Below are 20,431 nucleotides of genomic sequence, written 5' to 3' on the forward strand. Positions count from 1 at the left end.
ATATCAATCAATAACGAGCTAGAACTGGTAATTCAGGTCCAAGGTGTAAGAACGTCCCGGCGCCGGGTATCGACCAACAGGGCTGGTATCAATACCTCGGAAATAGTAGTCCTCATCAAACAAGTTGTTCACAGCAACATTCATACGTAGCTTACCCTTGTCATCCTTGTACAGATCAGTACCAAGGTTGAAGTTCCAAACCATGTAAGCCGGTACTTTACCCTTCGCACCCGTCGCGTCTTCTTCACTTGTATTTGCGTTGTCAGAATATGCGTCACTGAAGTAGTAGCCAGATAGTGTTGTATCTACTTTTGAGAACGCGTAGGTAGCATCCCAGCTAAGCTGATGTTTTGACGTATAAGGCAGTTGATTGCCCTTATTTGCGCCCTCTTCTTCTAGCGTTGCGTCTAAGTAGTTGTAGCTTGCACCTAGGCTAAGTGCTTGTACGGATTCAGGAACGTAACGAGCCGATAGCTCAATACCTTGGTGAAGCGTCTTACCAATGTTTTCAAAGGTTTGGGTTGCACTTTGCCATTGTAGTTGGTCTTTAAAGTCAATGCGGTACAAAGCAGCGTTAAAGCTGGTTGAATCATGTGTATAACGAGCACCCAACTCGTAGTTCCACGCAAGCTCACTGCCCTCTTTACCTAAACCTCGAATGTATGCAATTTGAGGGGCGCGCAACGATTTCTGAGCGTTTGCATAACCAACCCATTGCTCAGTCAGGTTATACGCGACCGTTAGACCCGGTAGCCATTCCGTCACTTTGTTATCTGTACTCTGTGCTTTTCCTAAGTCATCAAACGTCATGTCGACAGACTCGTAGCGAATGCCCGGAGTTACTTTTAACGCATCATTAAACAGACCTACTTCATTGCTAATATAACCAGCAAACGCATCGGTATCCAAATGCCAATCACGAGGTACTTTCGTCGCACCGCCAGCAATTGGAGTTTGAGTCAGCTTGTAGTCGATGTCTTCATTTACATAGCGAGCACCAACGATCCAGTTTTGCGTCACCGCACTGCCTTCGCCAAAGTGCATCGCGAGCTTAGGTTCTACTCCATATACTTTGAACTCTCGTGGAGAAGTACGCACATCAGTTGAAGGCAAAGCTGGATCTGCCCAGTGACCACCTGCGCCATTAAAGCCCCACTGGAAGAAACGCTCAGAGTTGTGACCAAAGGCTTGAACTTGCAGCTCTGCACTGTCCGCAATGTTTAAGTCTTGAATGTATTTCAAACTCCAACGCGTTGATTTCCCCTGATATTCATCGTAAGGACGCTTAGATTGGTTGCGATCTTTTTTATAATCGTCTGGCGACAAGGCACCGGGCATTTGTGTGTCTGCATCATACCTTTGAATGAATGCTTGCAACTCTTGAGTGTCGCTCAACAACCAGTTTGCTTTAACTTGGAAGTTTTTTACGTCTGTATCAGAATGTTCTCTGAAGCTTTCGCCTTTTAAAAAGTTACCTTCTAATTGAATTGCAAACGTATCCGTTAACCACCCGCCCGTTCTTAAATAGAAGTCGTTTAGTGGCGTATCGCCGCCTTCAAACACAGTTAAGCGGTTACTTATTTCAGTCTGCCAAGTGTTTGGAATCGGTTTAGTCACCAAGTTAATGACGCCACCCACGTTGTTTGGACCATATTGAACAGCCGCACCACCACGTACAATATCGATGCGATCAATCATGGATAACGTTGCTGGGAAAATGGATTGTCCGGTGTGACCATATGGCGCCAGCGTAAGAGGGACACCATCCATCAAGAACTGAGCATGACCACTGCGACTTGCTTTTAAGCCTCGAACCGAAATGTTAGGCAGTACACCGGTGCCAGTTTCATCTTGCACCTTAATACCAGGTACACTTTGCAGCGCTGAATCGATTGAATGAGCGGCCGTCTTTTCAATTTGCTCACTCGTCAGGACCGTACGTGCTCCTGGGTATTCTTTTACATCTTCTATTGCTGAATTGCCGATAACACTCGCAGTGACAACAACCGTCTCCATCGTAGTGGTTTGAGGTTCAGAGGCAGCAAATGCATTCATGGAGGTGACAGAAGCAATCGCGGTCGCAAGCACACTTAAACGCAGCTTAGCTTGGGGGTTACCATCCATATTTTGGTAAAGCATGGGGGTCTCCTTTAAGAGAAGTAAGGGTCAAAGAGAAAAAAGCGGCTTTGACCCTATGGGCTAACAATCCTCAAAACGAGGTAAGAAAGCTCGCTAACCAGTAGCGAGAATTCGAAAATAATTAGAATCGGTATCCATAGCTGAGCATGAATTCTGCTGGCGCACCGTAACCAATCTGGTTCAATCCAGACTTGCCATTGGTGGCACCTAGGATATATTTCTCATCGAACACGTTGTAAGCGTTTGCTTGGATTTTGTGACGGCCTGTTGTGTAGGCAGCCATCAAATCCACTGTAGTGTAATCACCAAGTGCCACCGCTTCATCGTTACCAGCGTAGCGGTCACCTACGTACTTAACACCACCGCCTAAACGCCAGTTGTCATCAAGCTGATACGTGCTCCACAATGAGAACAGATGGTCAGACACGTCATTTGGTTTTTTACCCGTGTCTTTGTCTTCCGCATCAAGGTAGCTATAACCAACTGAGATATCCCATTGCTGCGTGATCTGACCGCGCGCTTCCAATTCGATACCCTGATGGCGAGCTTCAATCTTATTGATCACATCACCATCGATATTGGTTTGCGGTTGTTCTTGGTCGATTTGGAACACAGCAGCGTTCAGCATTAGAGCGTTGTCTAATAGATAGGCTTTTGCGCCAACTTCTTTCAGGTCGGTATGGAAAAATTCAGCCAGTTTTGGATTGATGTAAATACCAGAGTAAGGTAACTGCCATGAACGCGCTAAACTCGCATACACAGACATGTCATAGTTAATTCGGTAGACCAAACCAGCACGGTAGCTGACTTTGTTATCGTCGAGATCTTCTTTCGCTGCCCCGGCTTTTTGCTGCTCAAGATCCATTGAGTCATAACGCACGTTACCAATCACAGAAAGATCACCAAACGTGTAAACATCTTGAATGTAGATGCCCGCTGTTGTGGTCGTGTTATCACGGAAAGGTTTAAAGCCAGGGTTTGGCGTTGGTCCTACTGTAGGGTTGTAAATATTTTTTGGAGGCAGCGTCTTGTCACTGGCTAAAGTCAAATCAATATTGATCTGGTTATAGTCTGCGCCAATCATCATTTGGTTGGATTCTGTCTCCCAAACTAACTCAGATTGCAGAGTCGTTGTTGTGCGAGGGTCGTAGCCAAAATTGTTCACCGTTTGAGAAACTTCATCACCCACAACAGCACCTTGACGAGTGCCCTTTTGTTCCAGTTCAATGCGGTTGTGTGAAGCACGGTTTGTCCAAGCCCATTCATCGTTTAAACGCCATTCATAATTAACTGCAATACGAAGGCTGTCCGATTCTTGGTAGTCATTGGTTCCACCAAAGAACGTGCTTTCTGAAACGTCAACTGGCTTGCCGTTTTTTGATGGCACACCTCGGTAAGGCACCAGCTCTTGATGGGCATATTCAACATCAAAATCAATGGTATGCCCATCAGCAGGCAATACGCGAATCGTCGGTGCAATAAAGAAATCATTAGAATCGACATGGTTTACGTAAGAGTCTGCTTGGCGATACTCTAAGTTAATACGACCATTGACCTTGTCGCTAAATGCCATAGAACTATCAATCTGACCAACAAATTGATTGTTACTGCCAACACTGCCATTCACATTCGTGAAATTGTCACCATTAGCACGTTTGGTCACCAAATTAATGATGCCACCCGCCGAGCCTCTACCATACAGCGCACCAGCAGGTCCTTTTACCACCTCGACACGTTCAATGTTTGCCAGACTACGGTAGGACTGCAATGTACCGTCATCTCTCATTCCATCACGATACATATCATTAAGGGCGTCGAATCCACGAATCACAAACTGATCTCGGCTACCCTCGCCTAAGGTATTGTTCACACCAGCGACACCATCTAGCGCGTCAACTAAGCGCACTGCTCCGCGATCTTGCATTTCAGTCTTAGTCACAACCGATACCGCTTGCGGAACGTCTAACCATTCAACGTCCGTTTTGGTGCCTGACTGTGGCATGTGCTCGGCGTAACCTTCGTACCTATGACCAACAACTTGTACGGTTTCATTCGCTTCAACGTTTTCTGATGCCGATACACTCGGCACGACTGCCACTGCAGTTAACGTTCCACCTATAGCTAATGCTAATGGGGACAAGGTCAACTTCATTTCCATTTTTTTAATTCCGTTAGTTTATAAAATTGCCAACAGGTGCGAATGTAAACCAATATCATTTGTGTTTGCAATATAAAAATTATGATCTATATTTGTTTGTCCCATGTAACTGGGGAAATAACAAAATAATCAATAAAATCAGAATAATAATAAAACCTTTCCCTAAAATACCGCGAAAGAGACGCATTGAAAGCCGGCTGTGAGCACGCAGTAACAACGTTAGAAAAATTAGGAAAGTCCCATGAAATCAACGATGATCATCGTGAGTCATGTCGTTAATGATGCAGTCACCCACGGCTTCGTACCTGCAGCAAAAGCGATGGGTCTTCACGTCGTGTTGATCACTGACCACAAGCTCAACCATCTCAAGTTGGCCAGTGAAGATAACCAGTTCACCCCCGATGACATTCTAGAATGTGATGTTTTCAATCCACTTGAACTCATCGAGGTCATCACGGAGCACGAATTACACCCTAGCGCTATTTTTAGTAACAGCGATCACTTGCAAACCTCAACGGCTATCTGTGCTCAATTCTTTAACTTGCCCGCTAAAGACTGGACTGTGACGTTAAAAGCTAAGAACAAGCACCTAACTCGCCAAGTCCTCAATGACAAATCATTGCCAAGCACACCAAGTATCTTGCTGCATCAAGGTGACTCATCGCCTCGCAAGACACTCAATTTCCCGGTCGTCGCAAAGCCAAAGGAAGGCGTTGCAAGTTTGGATGTTCAACGCTGCGACACCGATGCCGCACTTGGGGATTATTGCGATGCGTTCTGGCAAAAACACCCAACCACTCCTGTCTTGGTTGAAGAGTTTTTGCAGGGCCCGCTTATCACAATAGAAACATTAGGAGATGGCGATAACTTGCTCGCCGTTGGTGGGTTTGATGTCGAACTGTCTGCCCCACCGCACTTTATCGAGATGGCGGCGTGTTGGAATGGAACTCACAGCGTCCAATTTCGTAACGAATGCCTCCGCCAGTTGAAAATCTTTGGTGTCGGATTCGGCGTGTGCCATAGCGAATTTATTATCACCGATTCCGGTCCCGTTTTGGTGGAGGTCAATTATCGCAGTATCGGAGATGGACGCGAGTTTCTACTTAATAACCTGAGCCATCATCAGTGGTTTAGCACCATTTTAAAACTGCATCTTGGAGACAAACTTGAACTGGACTTCACTATCCAAGGTAGCGCTCAAGTGCACTATGTTGTCGCCGACACGAGCGGAACCATAGCAGGTACATCAACATCTTTCATTCATCAAGAAGGCGATATTGTTACGCAACAACAGGTTCTTAAGCCCGCTGGAGAGCACATCCAACAAAGCTATTCAAACAAAGACTACCTAGCCAGGATTTCCATTAGCTCACCATCCGGACAGTCATTGCAGCCTTCACTCAAACAGGCTCTCGCCACTTTCAACCTTGTGCCAGTCGAAGAGGTAACGGCATGAACGACAACGTTTTATATCTCACCCAGCGTTTAATCGATACGTGTCTACGCGAAGATTTATTTGGTTTAGTTTCTCAAGGCGCTTTCATTAATGCTTTACCCAACAAATTGAACATCAATGCTTATGGCGCAGACCAAACTTGGCTCGCCTTCTCAACACAAGATTTAAATCTTTACTTACCTGTTACGCCTTTTTATTACATGCAGCGATGGGTCTACGGCGTGACTAACCACCATGCGCCAACCTGCTGGTTTGTAGAGAAAAATGGAACCGTTGAATCACAACAACATTACCGCGATTGGATTGAAGTATTAAAAGCTTGTGCTCACGAAAGCTCTCATTCGTTACTCGATGGATATCTACAAGAACTCGAATGTGCGGAAAAGCATAAAGGCTTATGTGACAAAGCATTCGAGCAAAACTCAGCAGCATTGATGCAGCCAATATCGGAACTCAATGGTTGGGAACGTAAACTGTTACAAGCAGACCAAATCGCTTCATATTTGGATCATCCATACTATCCGACAGCTCGAGCAAAATTTGGACTGAGTGATAATGACTTAGCGCAATATGCACCGGAGTTTGCCAAGAGTTTTACTTTGCGTTGGTTAGCCATTGATAAATCACTAGTGACCTTAACCTCTGCGCCTCCTGAGTGCTGGCCAACAATGGAGCAAGTTGGATTGCCTGCCGACTTTTCACTGAGTCATGACTTGTTCCCTGCTCATCCGTTGACTTTACGCAGTTTAGAGTCACTACCTGAAGGCGTGATTGAAGCGCCACTCGCTTTTCTCGAGGTGACACCAACCTTATCGGTGCGCACTGTGGTAGTGAACCAAACACCGAATGTTCATATAAAAGTGCCACTTATTATGCGTTCGTTAGGAACTAAGAACATTCGTCTTATTAAACCATCGACACTGTATGACGGTCATTGGTTTGAGCGTTTGTTAACGCATTTAGAGCAAAGTGATAGTGAGCTAAGTGGCACGCTTTTCCACTGTAACGAAAAGCATGGTGGGCACGTTGGCGATGATAAAACGTTCGCTTACATTGTGCGCGAATACCCTGTTCACCACTGCGAAGACCAAGCATTAGTGCCTGTTGCAGCCCTTGCCAGCCCAATGCCTGATGGTCGCTTGTTCCTTGAGCATCTCGCTGAACAATACTACCAGCAAGATACATTGGCTTGGTTTACCGACTACGTTGATCTGTTATGTAAAGTGCATCTGACTCTTTGGTTGCGTTATGGCATTGCTTTGGAATCCAATCAGCAAAACGCCATCATTGCATTCAATAAAGAAGGCAAAATGACGTTAGCTATGAAGGACAATGACGCCGCTCGTATCTGGCCAAATCGTTTCAAAGCGTTTGAACAGCATTCCCCTGTTCAGTGCGATCAACTACTGGATCAACGAATTAAGGTCGATAATGAACTCGCGTTGGGTCAGATGTTTACCACGATTACGCTACAACTGGATATTGCCGCGATTGTAGAGGCAATGGCAGCGAAAGGGATTGCTTCAAGCGCCTCTTTGTACGCAGTAGTCGCACGAAACCTCGCTTATTATATCGACTACTTAGGCGCACAAGGTCACGAAACAAAATTGGCACGCGAACTCTTGTTTGATTCCCCAGATTTGTACGCCAAATATTTGTTGAGCTCAGGGAGCCTACTTTCCAAAGAAGCATCAGGTGCAAGCGATATCAACAAATATTATGGGTTATCCGCGCCCAACTTCTTGTTGTTAACCAGCGAAGACGCTCAACATGCTTATCTCACTGCCATTAAACAGAGCGTGAGCTAATTAATCATGACCAAACTCATCTACAGCGTACTGCTTTGCCATTTTATCGCTGCATTTGCTGCGTTAGGCATGCCGTTGTTCTTACCGACGGTGTTACCCACTTTTGGAGCCCACATAAATGCAGACTGGGCAGGTGTTTTGTTTATTCTCCCTACCTTCTGCACTGCTATGGCCGCTCGTTTTTGGGGGCAGTTTGCCGACCAATACGGCAGACGCCGTTCTCTACTGCGCGCTCAAGTTGGTCTCGCCGCGGGGTTTATGCTGTGTGGCTTAGCAACAACGCTACCCATGTTTGTGTTTGGTCTCATTATTCAAGGAACGTTTGGCGGAACAATGGCAGCGTCTAATAGCTACCTTTCAAGCCAAATAGAAGATACGAAAGCGCTGAGTAAAACGCTCAATAAAACCCAACTATCTGCTCGTTTGGCTCTGATAGTGGCACCCATTGGGCTAGGATGGACGTTATCGGAATCCAACCCGCTGAATGCATACCTGTGGTTAGCCGTATTGCCACTTGTGGCATTTGCGATCACGCTTACCCTACCCGTCGATCAAACCGAAACGCCTTCCCCCCAATCGGACGCTCTTGTAGACAAATCTGATGTTATGTCGGACTGCTCGCTACGTGCTCTATATTGGGTGTTTGGCGCTCAGTTTAGCTTTGCTTTCGCTATGGTAGTGACCTTCCCGTACTTCTCGCCTTATGTTGAGCAATACGGCAACGTGAATCCGGCATGGATCGGCTTCCTGTATGCGCTTCCGCATGGTGTTTATCTTGTTTTTGCAACCAAGATTCATGCACTTTCAGAGAAGATCAACCGCCACCAGCAGCAACGTACACTTTGGTTGGGTTTTGCCTTACTCTCCCTCAGTTGCGTCATGCACCTCGTTCAACATGAAGTCTTACTGATCGTAGCTCGCATCGTGTTTGGCTGTGGCATGGTTTGCTGTTACCAAGGTTTACATCAAGCGCTTGCAACCCGACTTAATAGGCAACAATGCGGCAAAGTGTTTTCTCGCTTTGATGCAATGTCTAAATGGGGTGGAGTTGCCGCAGGTCTTAGCGCATCTTCTATTATCCGCTTCTATTCGCTCGACGTTCCTTTTCTCCTTTCTGCGTTGGTCAGTGCTTTGACTCTTATCGCACTGATCATCCATTCAAAATTTGGGCATCAACATGTTACAAACGCCATTGTCTCCAAGTAAAACGCTTGCGAAAAGCCAAGCACAACTCAACAATAGAAAAGCTCAGCTCAACACAATAATGGGCGTCGTCAACTGCTATCTACGCGAATACGCGATCCCTAACAAGCAAGTTGAATGGCAGTACCGTTCAACATCTTTACCACAAACATTGAAGCGTAACTATTCACAACAACAGCGCGTGGGCATTCATCTTCCCCATCAAAACGGTGTTTTGTTGTTGCCTGCTGAGTACGTGAGTCAGCTTGGTAAAGTCAAACTGATTGATATGCCCTGGAGCAAAATGCCGGGCTCTGGATGGCATAAATTAGATGCAATCCAAACACTGACACTGTTACTGAACTATCTAAAACAAGTGTTAACGATTCCATTCAACAACGAGCTTGTGGCTCAAATGGAAAATAGCCTGTTGGTAACGGAGCAATTTCTAAACGCAAACACAAGACCTCAACAGCACAATGCTTTTATCGCTTCAGAGCAATCATTGCTTTGGGGGCACTCCTTCCACCCAACGCCAAAAAGCCGTTCCGGCGTGAGTATGGATGATCTATTAGCATGCTCACCAGAAGTGGGAGCCAGCGTCCCGCTATATTGGTTTGAAGTGGATAATACATTGCTCGATGTGCTTCGCTCGGATGAACGTCATACTCCTAAGTCGATGATTGAGCAATTGGCACCAGAAAAGCCGCACTCTGGAGACGCCACCCTCTACCCTTGCCATCCATGGGAGAGCTACACGATCTTGCAAAACCCATTAGTTCAACGAGCGATTGAACAAGGCAAAATGACGCCATTAGGGCTAGGCGGAGAAAAAATGCTGCCGACATCATCGGTGCGTACCATGTACCACCCTGAAACAGAATGGTTCGCCAAGTTCTCGATTAACGTCCGCTTGACCAATTGTGTCCGTAAAAACGCATGGTATGAACTCGATAGTGCGGTGCAACTGAGCTCGATTTTGCATCCGATAAAAGAAAGTGAGCAGTTACAGAATCCGGTTTTCAAAGTGATGACAGAACCTTTTGCCACCACCATCAACTTGGAATCGATTGATTCCGAGCAAAAAGAAGATCTGACGAAAGCCCGAGAGTCGTTTGGTATCCTATATCGAGAAAACCTATCCTTGTGTGAAATTGATGTACTAGAACCAACGTTAGCGGGAGCACTATTTGCCTATGATCGCAATGGCGACAGCTGTATCGCTGCTCAATTAGAAACCAAAGCACAAGCATCAGAAACAACGTACCACGACATCGCGACTTTATGGTTTGAGCGCTACTTACACTGCTTAATTCCCGGCGTATTCAACTACTACTTTAAACATGGCGTCGCATTTGAGCCTCATTTGCAAAACACACTCATTGGGTTTGAAAAAGGCATGCCCTGCTGCGTGTGGATACGCGATCTAGAAGGCACCAAATTGCTTCCAGAATTCTGGTCACCGGAGTCATTGAACCAGCTTTCTGAACGCGCTCGCCAATCGGTTTATTACAGCCGGGAGCAAGGTTGGAATCGTATTGGTTACTGTACCTTCATCAACAACATCAGTGAAGCCATTTTCTTTATTGCGGAAGGAGACCAAACGCTTGAGAAAACGCTTTGGAACTCGGTTAAAAGCGCAATTGTTCGCTGGCAATCCGTCAATGGCAAACGACCTGAGCTTGAATCCTTGATAAACGGCGGCAGTTTCCCGAGCAAAAACAACTTTACTACGCGCTTAATGCAAAGAGCGGATAAAGAATCCAACTACACCCAAGTTCCTGTGCCATGGGCGAATCACCAAGGAGCCAATCATGCTTAATTCTTCACAGCTTCCGTTGCACGTCCAACAAGAAGTTTTGCAATTGGCAGAGCAACACATGCAGCCACTATGTGCCTACCTTTATGACCTAAAGGCGCTGGAGCAACACGTTAAACAGATGAAACACGTTCTACCCAAAAATGTAGAGCTGTTTTATGCCGCGAAAGCCAACCCATCAGAGCCAATCTTGAAAACACTCGCGCCTTATGTCGATGGTTTCGAAGCTGCGTCCGGCGGAGAGCTTGCTCATCTGCACGAACAACAACTCAATATGCCCTTGATCTTCGGCGGTCCGGGCAAAATGCCAAGCGAACTTAAGCAAGCGATTGAGCTCAACGTAGATGCAATTCATGTCGAAAGCCTCACTGAATTGCATCGCATTGGTGCATTAACAGAAAAGCTGAACCGTTCTGCCTCGATTTTTCTACGAATGAACATCGATATTGGCGATATCACCTTAAGCAAACTCGCCATGGGTGGGAAACCCACGCCTTTTGGATTGGATGAAAGCGAGTTAAGTAACGCACTCACTCTGCTGCGTGATTTTCCAAACGTGCACCTAAAAGGTTTCCACTTCCATTTAATGTCTCATCAACTCGAGGTAGATCGTCACCTAGCATTAATGCAACGTTACTTCCAAGTCGTTAAAGCTTGGCAAACACAATTTGAGCTGGATGAAGTAATGATCAACCTTGGCGGGGGCATGGGCATTAACTACCAAAATGATGAGCAGCACTTCCCTTGGATTGAATTTTGCGACAAGTTAGAGTTTTTGATCGCGAAAGAACAAGTTCAAGATTGGAAACTGCGATTTGAATGCGGACGTTACATCTCTGCACCATGCGGCTATTACGTTATGGAAGTGTTAGACATCAAGCAAAACTTAGGCGAGAACTTTGTCATTGCGCGTGGTGGTACACATCACTTCCGCACCCCTGCGGCACAAAGTCACGATCATCCATTTGCGATTTTAGCGAGTAATAAACCCAAAGTCATATCACAGCCGATTACGCACTCACACGCGACATTCGTCGGTCAACTTTGTACGCCAAAAGACGTTCTTGCGAGAAATCAAAACATTACTCACCTCGATATTGGAGATTATGTCGTGTTCACGCTTGCTGGCGCCTATGCTTGGAACATCTCTCATCAAAACTTCTTAATGCACGAACCTCCACTATTCCACTATTTCTAACACTCGCTATCAAATAGTTCCGCAGAATAAATGGTTCCACAGAATAAGCCCCTATCGCTAGGGGCTTTCATACCAATTTTTTATGGCACATTTCTCATCAAGTTCATGTCACAACTCGTATACACATACTGATTTGCATACTTTCTTGCGGCGATAAAACGCTCAGGCTTTCACAACCAAAGTTATGCGCATCAACATAATGACTTTGAGGCTCAAGGCAAAGGAAGTTACTTTCACCCGAGGGCTTATAAACTTGCAGGTAACGGCAAGGGCTCGACACTAATACTGACACCCCATTTTTGTGCCTTAGCGACGCCATAACTCCGCTATCGCTCATCTGATATCCATTATTGATCCATAAATCGGGCACTGTTTTTTCGCTATTGAAGTTGTAATCTGAAGGTATGTGCCTAACGAAACGATCAGGAAGATTCTGCTTATCTTCAAACCAAAAACCTGTCGCCGGGAATTCTACAAGTGTATCTTGCTGAACTGAGAAAAATGGATGGAAGCCAGCCCCGAAAGGAAAAGCATCATCCCCAAGGTTGGTCAGAACCATGGTAACAATAAGGGCGTCATCACACAGTTGATAAGACTGTTTGGCATGGTATTCACATACGCCGTCGATACTTGACGTTAACTCTAATTCCAAAAAGTCATCACCTGCGTTTTTGGTCAGTAATCCCCAATCAGAAATCCATCCATTTCCATGCAAGAAAAACATATCATCGATGGCACGACTAACCGGCAGCACGACTTTATGCCCACGCCAAACAAATTGATTTCCGCGAATACGATTCGCCATTGGCAGCATGGGAAACATACTTGAATCTCCGGCAAAGCCGTTGGAAGTATTGACTCTGGCTCTCAACACATCAAAGGTGAATCCGTTAATATACTGAAATGAATCAACGCACCCTCCAGCCTCATTCACGACCAACTTCAACTTGCCATTATTCAGAGTGTGAGTAGCCATCGATAAACCTTCACTTCATTATGATATGTTTGTTTATAGCTACTTTATGCAGTTAGATATTCAACAACTGATAACAAAGTCACAGAGATAACTAAACAGAATTTAGTTAGCGCCTTCTACATTAAATCATCCAAGAGCCATGTTCGAACAATGCCTAACAAACCATTTCAATCTGGCGCCCATAAGGGGTTGAATAATCAAAAAGTTCGACACTACAACTGTCGCCTTGTGATGGCATTGCTGTATAAAAGCAAAGGCATGACCAAATCAGAGTTAGCTCGTGAAACGCAACTTAGCATTCCTGCTATTAGTAAGATTGTTGATGCTTTAGTTGAGCAAGGTCGAGTAGAAAACTTCAGTGTATCCAAAGCAACAAAGGGGAACTTTGGCGGCTTGTACAAAGTATCAAGTGATCGCCCTTACACCGTGTGCATGAGTGTTTCTCCTACCCGTATCCAAGCGGTAATGGTCGATAATGAAATGACGCCCTCTTCGGACTTTATTGATCAAGCCATTACCCCACAAACACCTGACGAACTAATTGAGGATATCGTGACGGCTATTGTTGCTTGCCGTCAGTCCAAGCCAAATACCAGTTATCGACTCTCTATTGCCGTACACGGGCAAGTGGATACTCATGTAGGATCTTCCATGCGAATGCCGCAAGCTCCTTGGACACAACCTATCGAGCTAAAATATCTTCTTGAACAACGCTTGCTCGTTGAGGTCCTAGTCGACAATGATTGCGTCATGCTAGCCTTAGCTGAAAAGTGGTTAGACGGGCATCACGGTGAAGATTTTTGCGTACTCAACGTTGATTACGGTATCGGTTCTTCTTTCTTGATCCACAATGACATATACCGGGGAAAGATGTTTGGCAGTGGGCAGATTGGTCACATTAAAGTCGCGAATAACGGCATCATTTGTGGCTGTGGTCGAGAAGGTTGCTTAGAGACGGAAGCCAGTTCCACAGCGCTTTGTAAGCAATACCTTTCCCGTCAGGAAAACGCATCCAAGCTTGTGCATATCGATGACTTTGTATTCGATGATTTTGTTAAGCTGTATCAAAACGACGACCCAATTGCACAGGAAGTTGCAATGCACGCAGCCACAATTCTTGGACAATCTCTCTATAACTTTCTTATCACACTCAACATCAACAAAATCATCTTGTATGGAAACACTTGTGCTCTAGGTGAATGTTGGTTAAAGACAATCACACAACAAACACTCATTAATCCATTCGAAGACGAGAATGCTCGTAAACAAGATCTCACCGTAGTCTCGTTCGGGCATTTAACGCAAATTGAGCGAATAGTCGGGATGAGCTACCTATGGGTTGAGCAAGAGTTAGATAACCTCTATACGTAACTCCCAATTTAAGCGCAAAGAAGGTCACCTTAATAGCGACCTTCTTGAAGCTTACTCTGTTATTTTCACTCAATAGAAAGCACTGAGTGAGTTATGCGTTCACCTCTTTACCTACCGCAACTTCACGAGTAACAAGGATTTTTTCCAGTTCTTCCAAAGAGCGCCCTTTCGTTTCTGGAACGCATTTGTAAATGAACACAAAACCACAGGCACAAATAACACCGTAAAGTAGGAAGGAACCTGAAGCACCTAACCCCGCATTAAGCAGTGGGAACGTATAAGTGAGTGCGAAACACGCGACCCAAAGTGCCAACGTGCTGACCGACATCGCGGTGCCACGAACCTTATTCGGGAACATTTCAGAAAGAAGAACCCAAGTCACTGGTGCCAACGTCAAAGCATAGATAGAAATCGCGATAAGGACGAGCATCAATACCGGCAAACCAAGCATTCCATAGGCATATGCGGCTGACATCAAACCATAAATCACCGTCAAGCCAGCCGACCCGATAATCATCAACTTACGTCGACCAATTTTATCAACAAAAGGAATCGCCAAAATGGTGAACACGAGATTGATCAATCCTGTTGCAACGATCGACTTCAAGGTATCGTTGATATCAAAGCCTGCAGAGGCAAAGATTTCCTGTGCATAGTTAAAGATGACGTTGATACCACACCACTGCTGGAAAGCAGCAAGAACAACACCGATCACCAAAATTGGCTTCACATCTGGCTTAAACAACGCACTAAACGGAAGTGAACGAGTTTCTGCAGACAAGGTACTTTCGATCTCTTGCACAGTGCGAGACGCATAACTTTCGCTACCAATACGCAGTAATGTAGCTTTCGCTTTGTCTACCATGCCCATTTTTACTAACCAACGTGGAGATTCAGGCACAACAAACATGAGCAGTAAAAACGCAAATGCAGGCACAAGTTCGGCACCAAACATGTAACGCCAACCCATTTGACCATTCCATGATTGCAAAATATCCGCTTGCGCTGCATTGGAAGCAACAGGCTCCGCAATCAATAAGTTAATGATTTGAGCAGCAAGTACACCAATAACAATGGTCAGTTGGTTTATCGCGACAAATTTTCCTCGTTTATCAGCAGGTGCAATTTCAGCAATGTACATCGGTGACAATGCTGACGCTAAGCCAATACCAACGCCACCTATAATTCGGAACACCACAAACGCATTAAAACTATCGGCAGCGGCCGTTCCCCATGCAGAAATAACAAATAACAGTGCCGCTAAAATTAACGGACGTTTACGCCCATATTTGTCAGACACGGTGCCGGCAATAAATGCCCCAACCATACAGCCGATTAACGCTGAGCTCATTGCCCATCCAGACAATGACGCATTCGTAATGTTGAAATAAGCCTCATAGAATGGTTTGGCACCACCGATTACGACCCAATCATAACCAAATAATAATCCACCACAGGCGGCCACCAGACTGATGAGCCATATGTTTCTCATATTGAGTTGATCGCTTGTTTTACGCATAGTAAATCCTTGTAGAGGTACATATCTATTAAAGTTATTGTTTTAGAGTCACCCCAGGTGATAGGTCACCCGGAGTGACCTATCCATTAATTTTGACTGTTACAGCCAAACGCATAGCGATGTTGTGCGATTTCTTTTAATAGATTCGCTTTTGTATGAGCAGGCGCTTGTCCTAACAGTGCCTGCAATGTAAGTTCAAAATCTTCAAATCCATGACGTTCATCTATCAAAGCTAAGCCAAATTGACCCATTGCTTTTACAAATAAACAGTGTTGCTGATGTTCTGTTGTTAAATTGCTATCAAAGACAATTAACGCTGGGAGTGATACAGCAAAAAAGTCGACCTCTACAGGCGCATTCCATTCTGAGTCCGCCCAAGACACCATATCCTCAAACAGTGATACTGCTTGTGCGGTATCTCCCAATTGGTGCATTGCAGCCGCTTGATAGAACAAGTAATCAGCGGGTTGATCGTTATAGTAACGGCTTTGGTTAATCTCTTGTTTACCTTGAGTTGCAAGAGCAAAGTGCTGATTGGCACACTCTCTTTCGCCTAACTCTTGGTAGCAACGCCCTAAGAAATAGTGGATATCATTGTCAGTTTGACCAACGAGACGACCTTCACCCAAATTTGTTGGATAAGTCAGAGCGTCATTCAATAACTCAAGCGCGTTATTGAAGCTTCGTTGTTGCATAAACTGCAATGCGTATCTCAGCTTATTGACGATGAACTGCCCTGTCACCTTACCTTCTCCCCCCTCCCAAGGGTGGAACTGCCTTGTAGATAAGCATGTCTGTGCAAGTTCGAGCTCACCACAGATGTTATACAAATTAAGCAGCTCTGCAGTTAAGTCATCTCGCTGATTGACCACTTCTAGATTTGCCTTCAAGAAAGCAAGTCGTTCTAATGGCGTATCACCCGCCGCTTTTTTCAAGTAATCCAGTTCATAGAGAACTCGGGCATCGCTCGGAGACAATTCGAATGCTAACCCCATCAAAGAAATCGCTTTATCCAGCTCTCGACGCTTGTTATAGGCATGGACAGATAGATTTCGAAGTACGGGTGCATAGTGTGAGTTGAGCCTTAGTACTGTTTCCCAATGATATACCGCTCTTGAATAGCTTCGTTTCGCATAGAAGAAGCAACCCAGTAGATATTGGGTAAAGTAATGCCCTGAAAAAGCACTTAAAACTTCAACTTCGGCTAAGGTATTCGGAAATAAAACATTGTCGTTAAATCGATCGGCAGCGACATCTAATAAGGCTTCCGCCTGTTCGGGTTCATCGACTAAATACGCTTTATAAATCAAACTCATTGAACCTGTGCTCTCGTTCAGAGCTAAGACCGCTTTAGCGCGCTCTTTTGCATCAATCGAAAGATAAAAGTTAATAAGATGAATCGTGTTAGCTTCTCTTTGATTCATAAGTTGCTTAAACGCTGATAAGTCAATATCAGAGCGAGTTAACTGATACTTTTCGAATGAAATGCCATAACCAAGAGGCTGCATCTCACTTTGTTCATCAATAAAACGAAGAGCCTCTGCGTGTCGGTTCAATGCACTAAGCAAAAACACCTTCAATGTTGCAGCTTGGTAGTGAGTACCATTCAGTTCCAGTGCTCTTTCCGCGTATTCTAATGCTTCATTTAAACGGTCTTGCTTTGTAGCAATGCGAGCAGCGGCGAAAAAGCCAGTATCACGACAATTACTACTCCACGTTGCTTTAAATACATCGCTAAAGGCAGAATCAAGACGCCCCAGTTTTTCATTTGCACAGCCACGAAGGTAGCTTGCTCTGCCGCATAAAGGGTTTTTGTTGAGCTTGTGAGCACGCTCCAAAGCGGCATCAGAATATTTAAGTGTGCCTTGATAATCCGCGCGATCATAAGCAAGCGAAGCCATCGCGACGTTGGTTGCATAATGATTTGGGTCGCGTTTGAGGGCTTCTTGGTAGTAGTCCGCAGGATCACTCGTTGCATGGTGATATTGCTGTAAATGCTGTCCAATGAAATACAGTTCTTCTACGCTCGATACATCTTCAGGTTTTTCTGGTGCGGAGGCAGGATCGGGCGTTGGTTCATCTCTAGCGTCAATATGCTCTAGATAGGAAAGGCATACTCTCCCCTCCTCATTCAAGATTGTGATGGTTAAGCGCGTGCTCTCAGCAAGCTCTATGCATTCTTCAACCACATCACCTGGAGTCATTGTCAGTTGGTGTTTAGCAAGTACACTCGCTTTGTCCGAAATAACCACCTCGTAGTTGGCAATCTCAGAAATAGCGTAAACGGCCCATTCAACGAAACGCCCGCTTCGCTCCAACTTAATCGCGACTTCCGTGTTCGCATTATGAACGTTGTCTAAATTGCTATATGGAAGGAAATGTTGAGTGAATTTTTTCTCTTCATGACTATCAATCCAAGTAAAATCCGGTTGGTTATCGGTGTAAACCCCAGTCATCAATTCGATGTAAGGTCCATTGCTGTCGGTCAACTGGCGATCCCAGGCTAATCCAAAATCACAGTTTCCCCATGTCCATTGCTTTTTGCCAGGAGAGACATGGTGATTAGCCACATGCAACAACCCTCCTTTCTCATCATGACTGTAAGCGCCAACAAAGTCATAAGCGGACTTATCTGCCATATAAGAAGTAGGAACCGGCAAATTCTTGTAGCGCGAGATGTCCGTACCCGGCGAATAGTCGACTTTGTAATATTCCCCAGTCGCTATTGGGAAATCCGAAACATCTCGTTTGCCATGGTCATATACCGCAGTGACATCTGGTGGGAAGATACTTTGATGATCATCACCACCTTTTACCGCGGGGTTAGACCACCATAGGAACTGTCGAGGAGTATCGTTGCCGTTATATACCTTGCCTGTTATCTCGACAAGCGCCTTGTTCGGATAAAGCTTGAAGCCAGCGGTTACTTGCAAACCGTACATATGTTCAACTTCACCAATCCAAACGGTAACGGCTCCATCTTCATGCTCTTCAATCTTAAAATCTGTAGGCATGAACGTTGTCGGACGATGATGTTGAGGCCAGTTAAACTCGATACCACCAGAAATCCAAGGACCAAGTAGTCCAACTAAAGCCGGCTTAACGACTTCGTTGTAGTAAATAAAATCACGCTTTTTCATCTTGTCGTACGCACGATGAATGCGCCCACCAAGCTCAGGCAATAGCATGATTTTTATATAATCATTTTCGATATATACCGCTTGATATGTCTGTTCTATTTGATGATCAGATATACTGTCGATCACGCCGTAAGGGTATACGGAGCCAGAAGAGCCTTGATAAACACGGTTTTCCAAAAATAACGGATTCGAGTCAACTTTGCCCGTCGGGTAAGTCGGTAAAACAATCTCTTCTACCCATGCTTTTGCATTCGTACTCATAATCTAAAACTACCTGTAAGTCGTTGTGATTGATTTACAGGCAGTATAAAAAGCGAACAGCAAAAAGGATGTATGAAGCAATCACGTGGTTAACTAAACGAAGTTTAGTAATAAATGTGACACTAAGACACTGGCTTTATAGAGCAACGTATATAGTATTTTTATTCATAGGTATTAAAAAAGGGCCTTTCGGCGCTTTCTATACATCTCTTACCCAAACGTCTTTAACGTCTTTTTTAAGAAGGTCAATCACACTTTGGTGAATAAACACTAAGCCAAAGTCTTCTTCTAGCTTAAATATTAATCGTTCTTCTAAGGGGATATTTTCTAATTTAGAGAAATCAAACTCTGTTGATTCAATGTCTAACCAGTTCAACTTACCGTATTGTTTTTCTTTGTCCGTCAATTTATAAGTTTGATGGATGTAAGGCATACGATAATCTTCATAAACTTTAATTTGATCATCTGTTGGTTGGCTTGGAGAACAATCGACACGAGCATCTAACCACTCTACTCCGTGTACGACCAGTTTCTCTACTTTTGACGCAATATCACTTATGATAAATAGCTTTGGAGAAAAGGTCATTTCCAAAAGCAAATCGGGCTCTACAGGCACTATTGGTTTAGGGCTTTGTTGGAATAGGAAGTTACCTAAGTCTTGTTTAGTTAATAAATGATATTGTTCTTTCATCGTAATTCCTTAAAACTTTGGTGCTCTATCTAGAGTACTAACTTTAGCTTTTCTTAAAACATCAAATTCCGATAAAGAGCCAACCTCATTAAAAAACTCTTCACAAAAAAACATCACTGTTTCAGCACCTTTTACTCGAAAGGCGATCCGTTTGTTTAGTGGTATGCTCTTTAGTTTTTCTTCAGAAAGATAAAGCACATGCACCAATTTTTTCCCACTTCTTGGTGAAGTTTTTATGATCGACTTTTCCTCATCGAGTACATCTATTACATTGTTGACTGCAATTAAATATCGCCCCTCAGTAACTCCATTATCTGCTTTCAAAAGTGAAGGGTAAACTTCTATACCATAAGGGTCAAAGCTCATCAGCATTTGAGCAAAATTGGCACTGACAGAAAGGTCACCACAATCAACAATGGGTCCAACAGAATTGATACTGCCTCCTTCAAGATCTTGCCAGATGATAGGGTTCTCAGATGAAGAAGGATGATAAATGTTCGTACTGTACATTGACTCTCTGTTATCAACGGGAGTGAAATTAGTACTAGATGCGTAGTAATCTTCTGAGATCAATGCAAAATACATATATACCCTACTTTATTTTTCCAGCGACGACTACTATAGAAAAATGCTTTTACTTCTATAGTACTGGGAGCATTATCTTAGCTATTAAAATGGTTTATTTTCCTACCTTTAGACTCCATCTTGTAACA

The 20,431-nt window shown here is 44.5% G+C and carries 13 protein-coding genes; 6 read left to right on the top strand and 7 right to left on the bottom strand.

Annotated elements, in window-relative coordinates; translation table 11 throughout:
• Positions 1-18: 18 nt before the first annotated feature.
• Together QMY49_RS25190 and QMY49_RS25195 are read right to left on the bottom strand one after the other, a co-directional pair.
• Entirely contained in the window at positions 19-2,139 is a 2,121-nt protein-coding gene (locus tag QMY49_RS25190; RefSeq protein ID WP_239212275.1) for a TonB-dependent receptor family protein, read from the bottom strand.
• A 121-nt stretch (positions 2,140-2,260) separates the two neighbouring features.
• On the bottom strand, positions 2,261-4,297 hold the full coding sequence (locus QMY49_RS25195) for a TonB-dependent receptor (RefSeq protein WP_283315179.1): 2,037 nt from the start codon (positions 4,295-4,297) through the stop codon (positions 2,261-2,263).
• Between the two features lie 241 nt (positions 4,298-4,538).
• On the opposite strand from QMY49_RS25195, the gene QMY49_RS25200 reads away from it, so the two are divergent.
• From QMY49_RS25200 to QMY49_RS25220, 5 genes are read left to right on the top strand one after another with little or no spacing between them, the layout of a single operon-like run.
• Positions 4,539-5,753, top strand: a complete 1,215-nt coding sequence (locus QMY49_RS25200) for an ATP-grasp domain-containing protein (RefSeq protein WP_283315181.1) — start codon at positions 4,539-4,541, stop codon at positions 5,751-5,753.
• Entirely contained in the window at positions 5,750-7,561 is a 1,812-nt protein-coding gene (locus QMY49_RS25205) for an IucA/IucC family protein (RefSeq protein ID WP_283315183.1), read from the top strand. Before QMY49_RS25200 ends, QMY49_RS25205 begins: the two co-directional genes overlap by 4 nt.
• 6 nt (positions 7,562-7,567) lie before the next feature.
• Complete coding sequence (locus QMY49_RS25210; protein ID WP_283315185.1) at positions 7,568-8,767, top strand: MFS transporter; 1,200 nt, start codon at positions 7,568-7,570, stop codon at positions 8,765-8,767.
• On the top strand, positions 8,739-10,565 hold the full coding sequence (locus tag QMY49_RS25215; protein ID WP_283315188.1) for an IucA/IucC family protein: 1,827 nt from the start codon (positions 8,739-8,741) through the stop codon (positions 10,563-10,565). The genes QMY49_RS25210 and QMY49_RS25215 overlap by 29 nt, the downstream gene beginning before the upstream one ends.
• Positions 10,558-11,760: a type III PLP-dependent enzyme gene (locus QMY49_RS25220; RefSeq protein WP_017819186.1), complete on the top strand. Its 1,203-nt coding sequence runs from the start codon at positions 10,558-10,560 to the stop codon at positions 11,758-11,760. Before QMY49_RS25215 ends, QMY49_RS25220 begins: the two co-directional genes overlap by 8 nt.
• A 103-nt stretch (positions 11,761-11,863) precedes the next feature.
• Here QMY49_RS25220 and QMY49_RS25225 read toward each other — a convergent pair whose 3' ends face one another.
• Entirely contained in the window at positions 11,864-12,736 is an 873-nt protein-coding gene (locus tag QMY49_RS25225; protein WP_017819187.1) for an aldose 1-epimerase, read from the bottom strand.
• A gap of 150 nt (positions 12,737-12,886) precedes the next feature.
• On the opposite strand from QMY49_RS25225, the gene QMY49_RS25230 reads away from it, so the two are divergent.
• Positions 12,887-14,107, top strand: coding sequence for an ROK family transcriptional regulator (locus QMY49_RS25230; protein ID WP_045487629.1), 1,221 nt, complete (start codon positions 12,887-12,889; stop codon positions 14,105-14,107).
• A 91-nt stretch (positions 14,108-14,198) separates the two neighbouring features.
• Here the strand turns inward: QMY49_RS25230 and QMY49_RS25235 are convergent, their stop codons facing one another.
• The 4 genes from QMY49_RS25235 to QMY49_RS25250 all read right to left on the bottom strand — a co-directional run bounded on the left by QMY49_RS25235 (position 14,199) and on the right by QMY49_RS25250 (position 20,228).
• On the bottom strand, positions 14,199-15,626 hold the full coding sequence (locus tag QMY49_RS25235) for a sugar porter family MFS transporter (protein ID WP_283315192.1): 1,428 nt from the start codon (positions 15,624-15,626) through the stop codon (positions 14,199-14,201).
• Positions 15,627-15,712: 86 nt separating this feature from the next.
• The gene (locus tag QMY49_RS25240; protein WP_283315195.1) at positions 15,713-19,027 is read right to left on the bottom strand and encodes a DUF5107 domain-containing protein; all 3,315 of its coding nucleotides are present in this window, start codon (positions 19,025-19,027) and stop codon (positions 15,713-15,715) included.
• Between the two features lie 199 nt (positions 19,028-19,226).
• Positions 19,227-19,718, bottom strand: a complete 492-nt coding sequence (locus QMY49_RS25245; protein ID WP_283315196.1) for a hypothetical protein — start codon at positions 19,716-19,718, stop codon at positions 19,227-19,229.
• A gap of 9 nt (positions 19,719-19,727) precedes the next feature.
• Positions 19,728-20,228, bottom strand: a complete 501-nt coding sequence (locus QMY49_RS25250) for an imm11 family protein (protein ID WP_009696128.1) — start codon at positions 20,226-20,228, stop codon at positions 19,728-19,730.
• Positions 20,229-20,431: the final 203 nt, after the last annotated feature.

The sequence above is a fragment of the Vibrio harveyi genome, from assembly GCF_030060435.1.
GTDB classification, from domain to species: domain Bacteria; phylum Pseudomonadota; class Gammaproteobacteria; order Enterobacterales; family Vibrionaceae; genus Vibrio; species Vibrio harveyi.

Excerpts from the sequence above, each read along its gene's own strand:
- QMY49_RS25190 (WP_239212275.1), bottom strand. The coding sequence starts at position 2,139 with ATGCTTTACCAAAATATGGATGGTAACCCCCAAGCTAAGCTGCGTTTA.
- QMY49_RS25195 (WP_283315179.1), bottom strand. The coding sequence starts at position 4,297 with ATGGAAATGAAGTTGACCTTGTCCCCATTAGCATTAGCTATAGGTGGA.
- QMY49_RS25200 (WP_283315181.1), top strand. The coding sequence starts at position 4,539 with ATGAAATCAACGATGATCATCGTGAGTCATGTCGTTAATGATGCAGTC.
- QMY49_RS25205 (WP_283315183.1), top strand. The coding sequence starts at position 5,750 with ATGAACGACAACGTTTTATATCTCACCCAGCGTTTAATCGATACGTGT.
- QMY49_RS25210 (WP_283315185.1), top strand. The coding sequence starts at position 7,568 with ATGACCAAACTCATCTACAGCGTACTGCTTTGCCATTTTATCGCTGCA.
- QMY49_RS25215 (WP_283315188.1), top strand. The coding sequence starts at position 8,739 with ATGTTACAAACGCCATTGTCTCCAAGTAAAACGCTTGCGAAAAGCCAA.
- QMY49_RS25220 (WP_017819186.1), top strand. The coding sequence starts at position 10,558 with ATGCTTAATTCTTCACAGCTTCCGTTGCACGTCCAACAAGAAGTTTTG.
- QMY49_RS25225 (WP_017819187.1), bottom strand. The coding sequence starts at position 12,736 with ATGGCTACTCACACTCTGAATAATGGCAAGTTGAAGTTGGTCGTGAAT.
- QMY49_RS25230 (WP_045487629.1), top strand. The coding sequence starts at position 12,887 with ATGCCTAACAAACCATTTCAATCTGGCGCCCATAAGGGGTTGAATAAT.
- QMY49_RS25235 (WP_283315192.1), bottom strand. The coding sequence starts at position 15,626 with ATGCGTAAAACAAGCGATCAACTCAATATGAGAAACATATGGCTCATC.
- QMY49_RS25240 (WP_283315195.1), bottom strand. The coding sequence starts at position 19,027 with ATGAGTACGAATGCAAAAGCATGGGTAGAAGAGATTGTTTTACCGACT.
- QMY49_RS25245 (WP_283315196.1), bottom strand. The coding sequence starts at position 19,718 with ATGAAAGAACAATATCATTTATTAACTAAACAAGACTTAGGTAACTTC.
- QMY49_RS25250 (WP_009696128.1), bottom strand. The coding sequence starts at position 20,228 with ATGTACAGTACGAACATTTATCATCCTTCTTCATCTGAGAACCCTATC.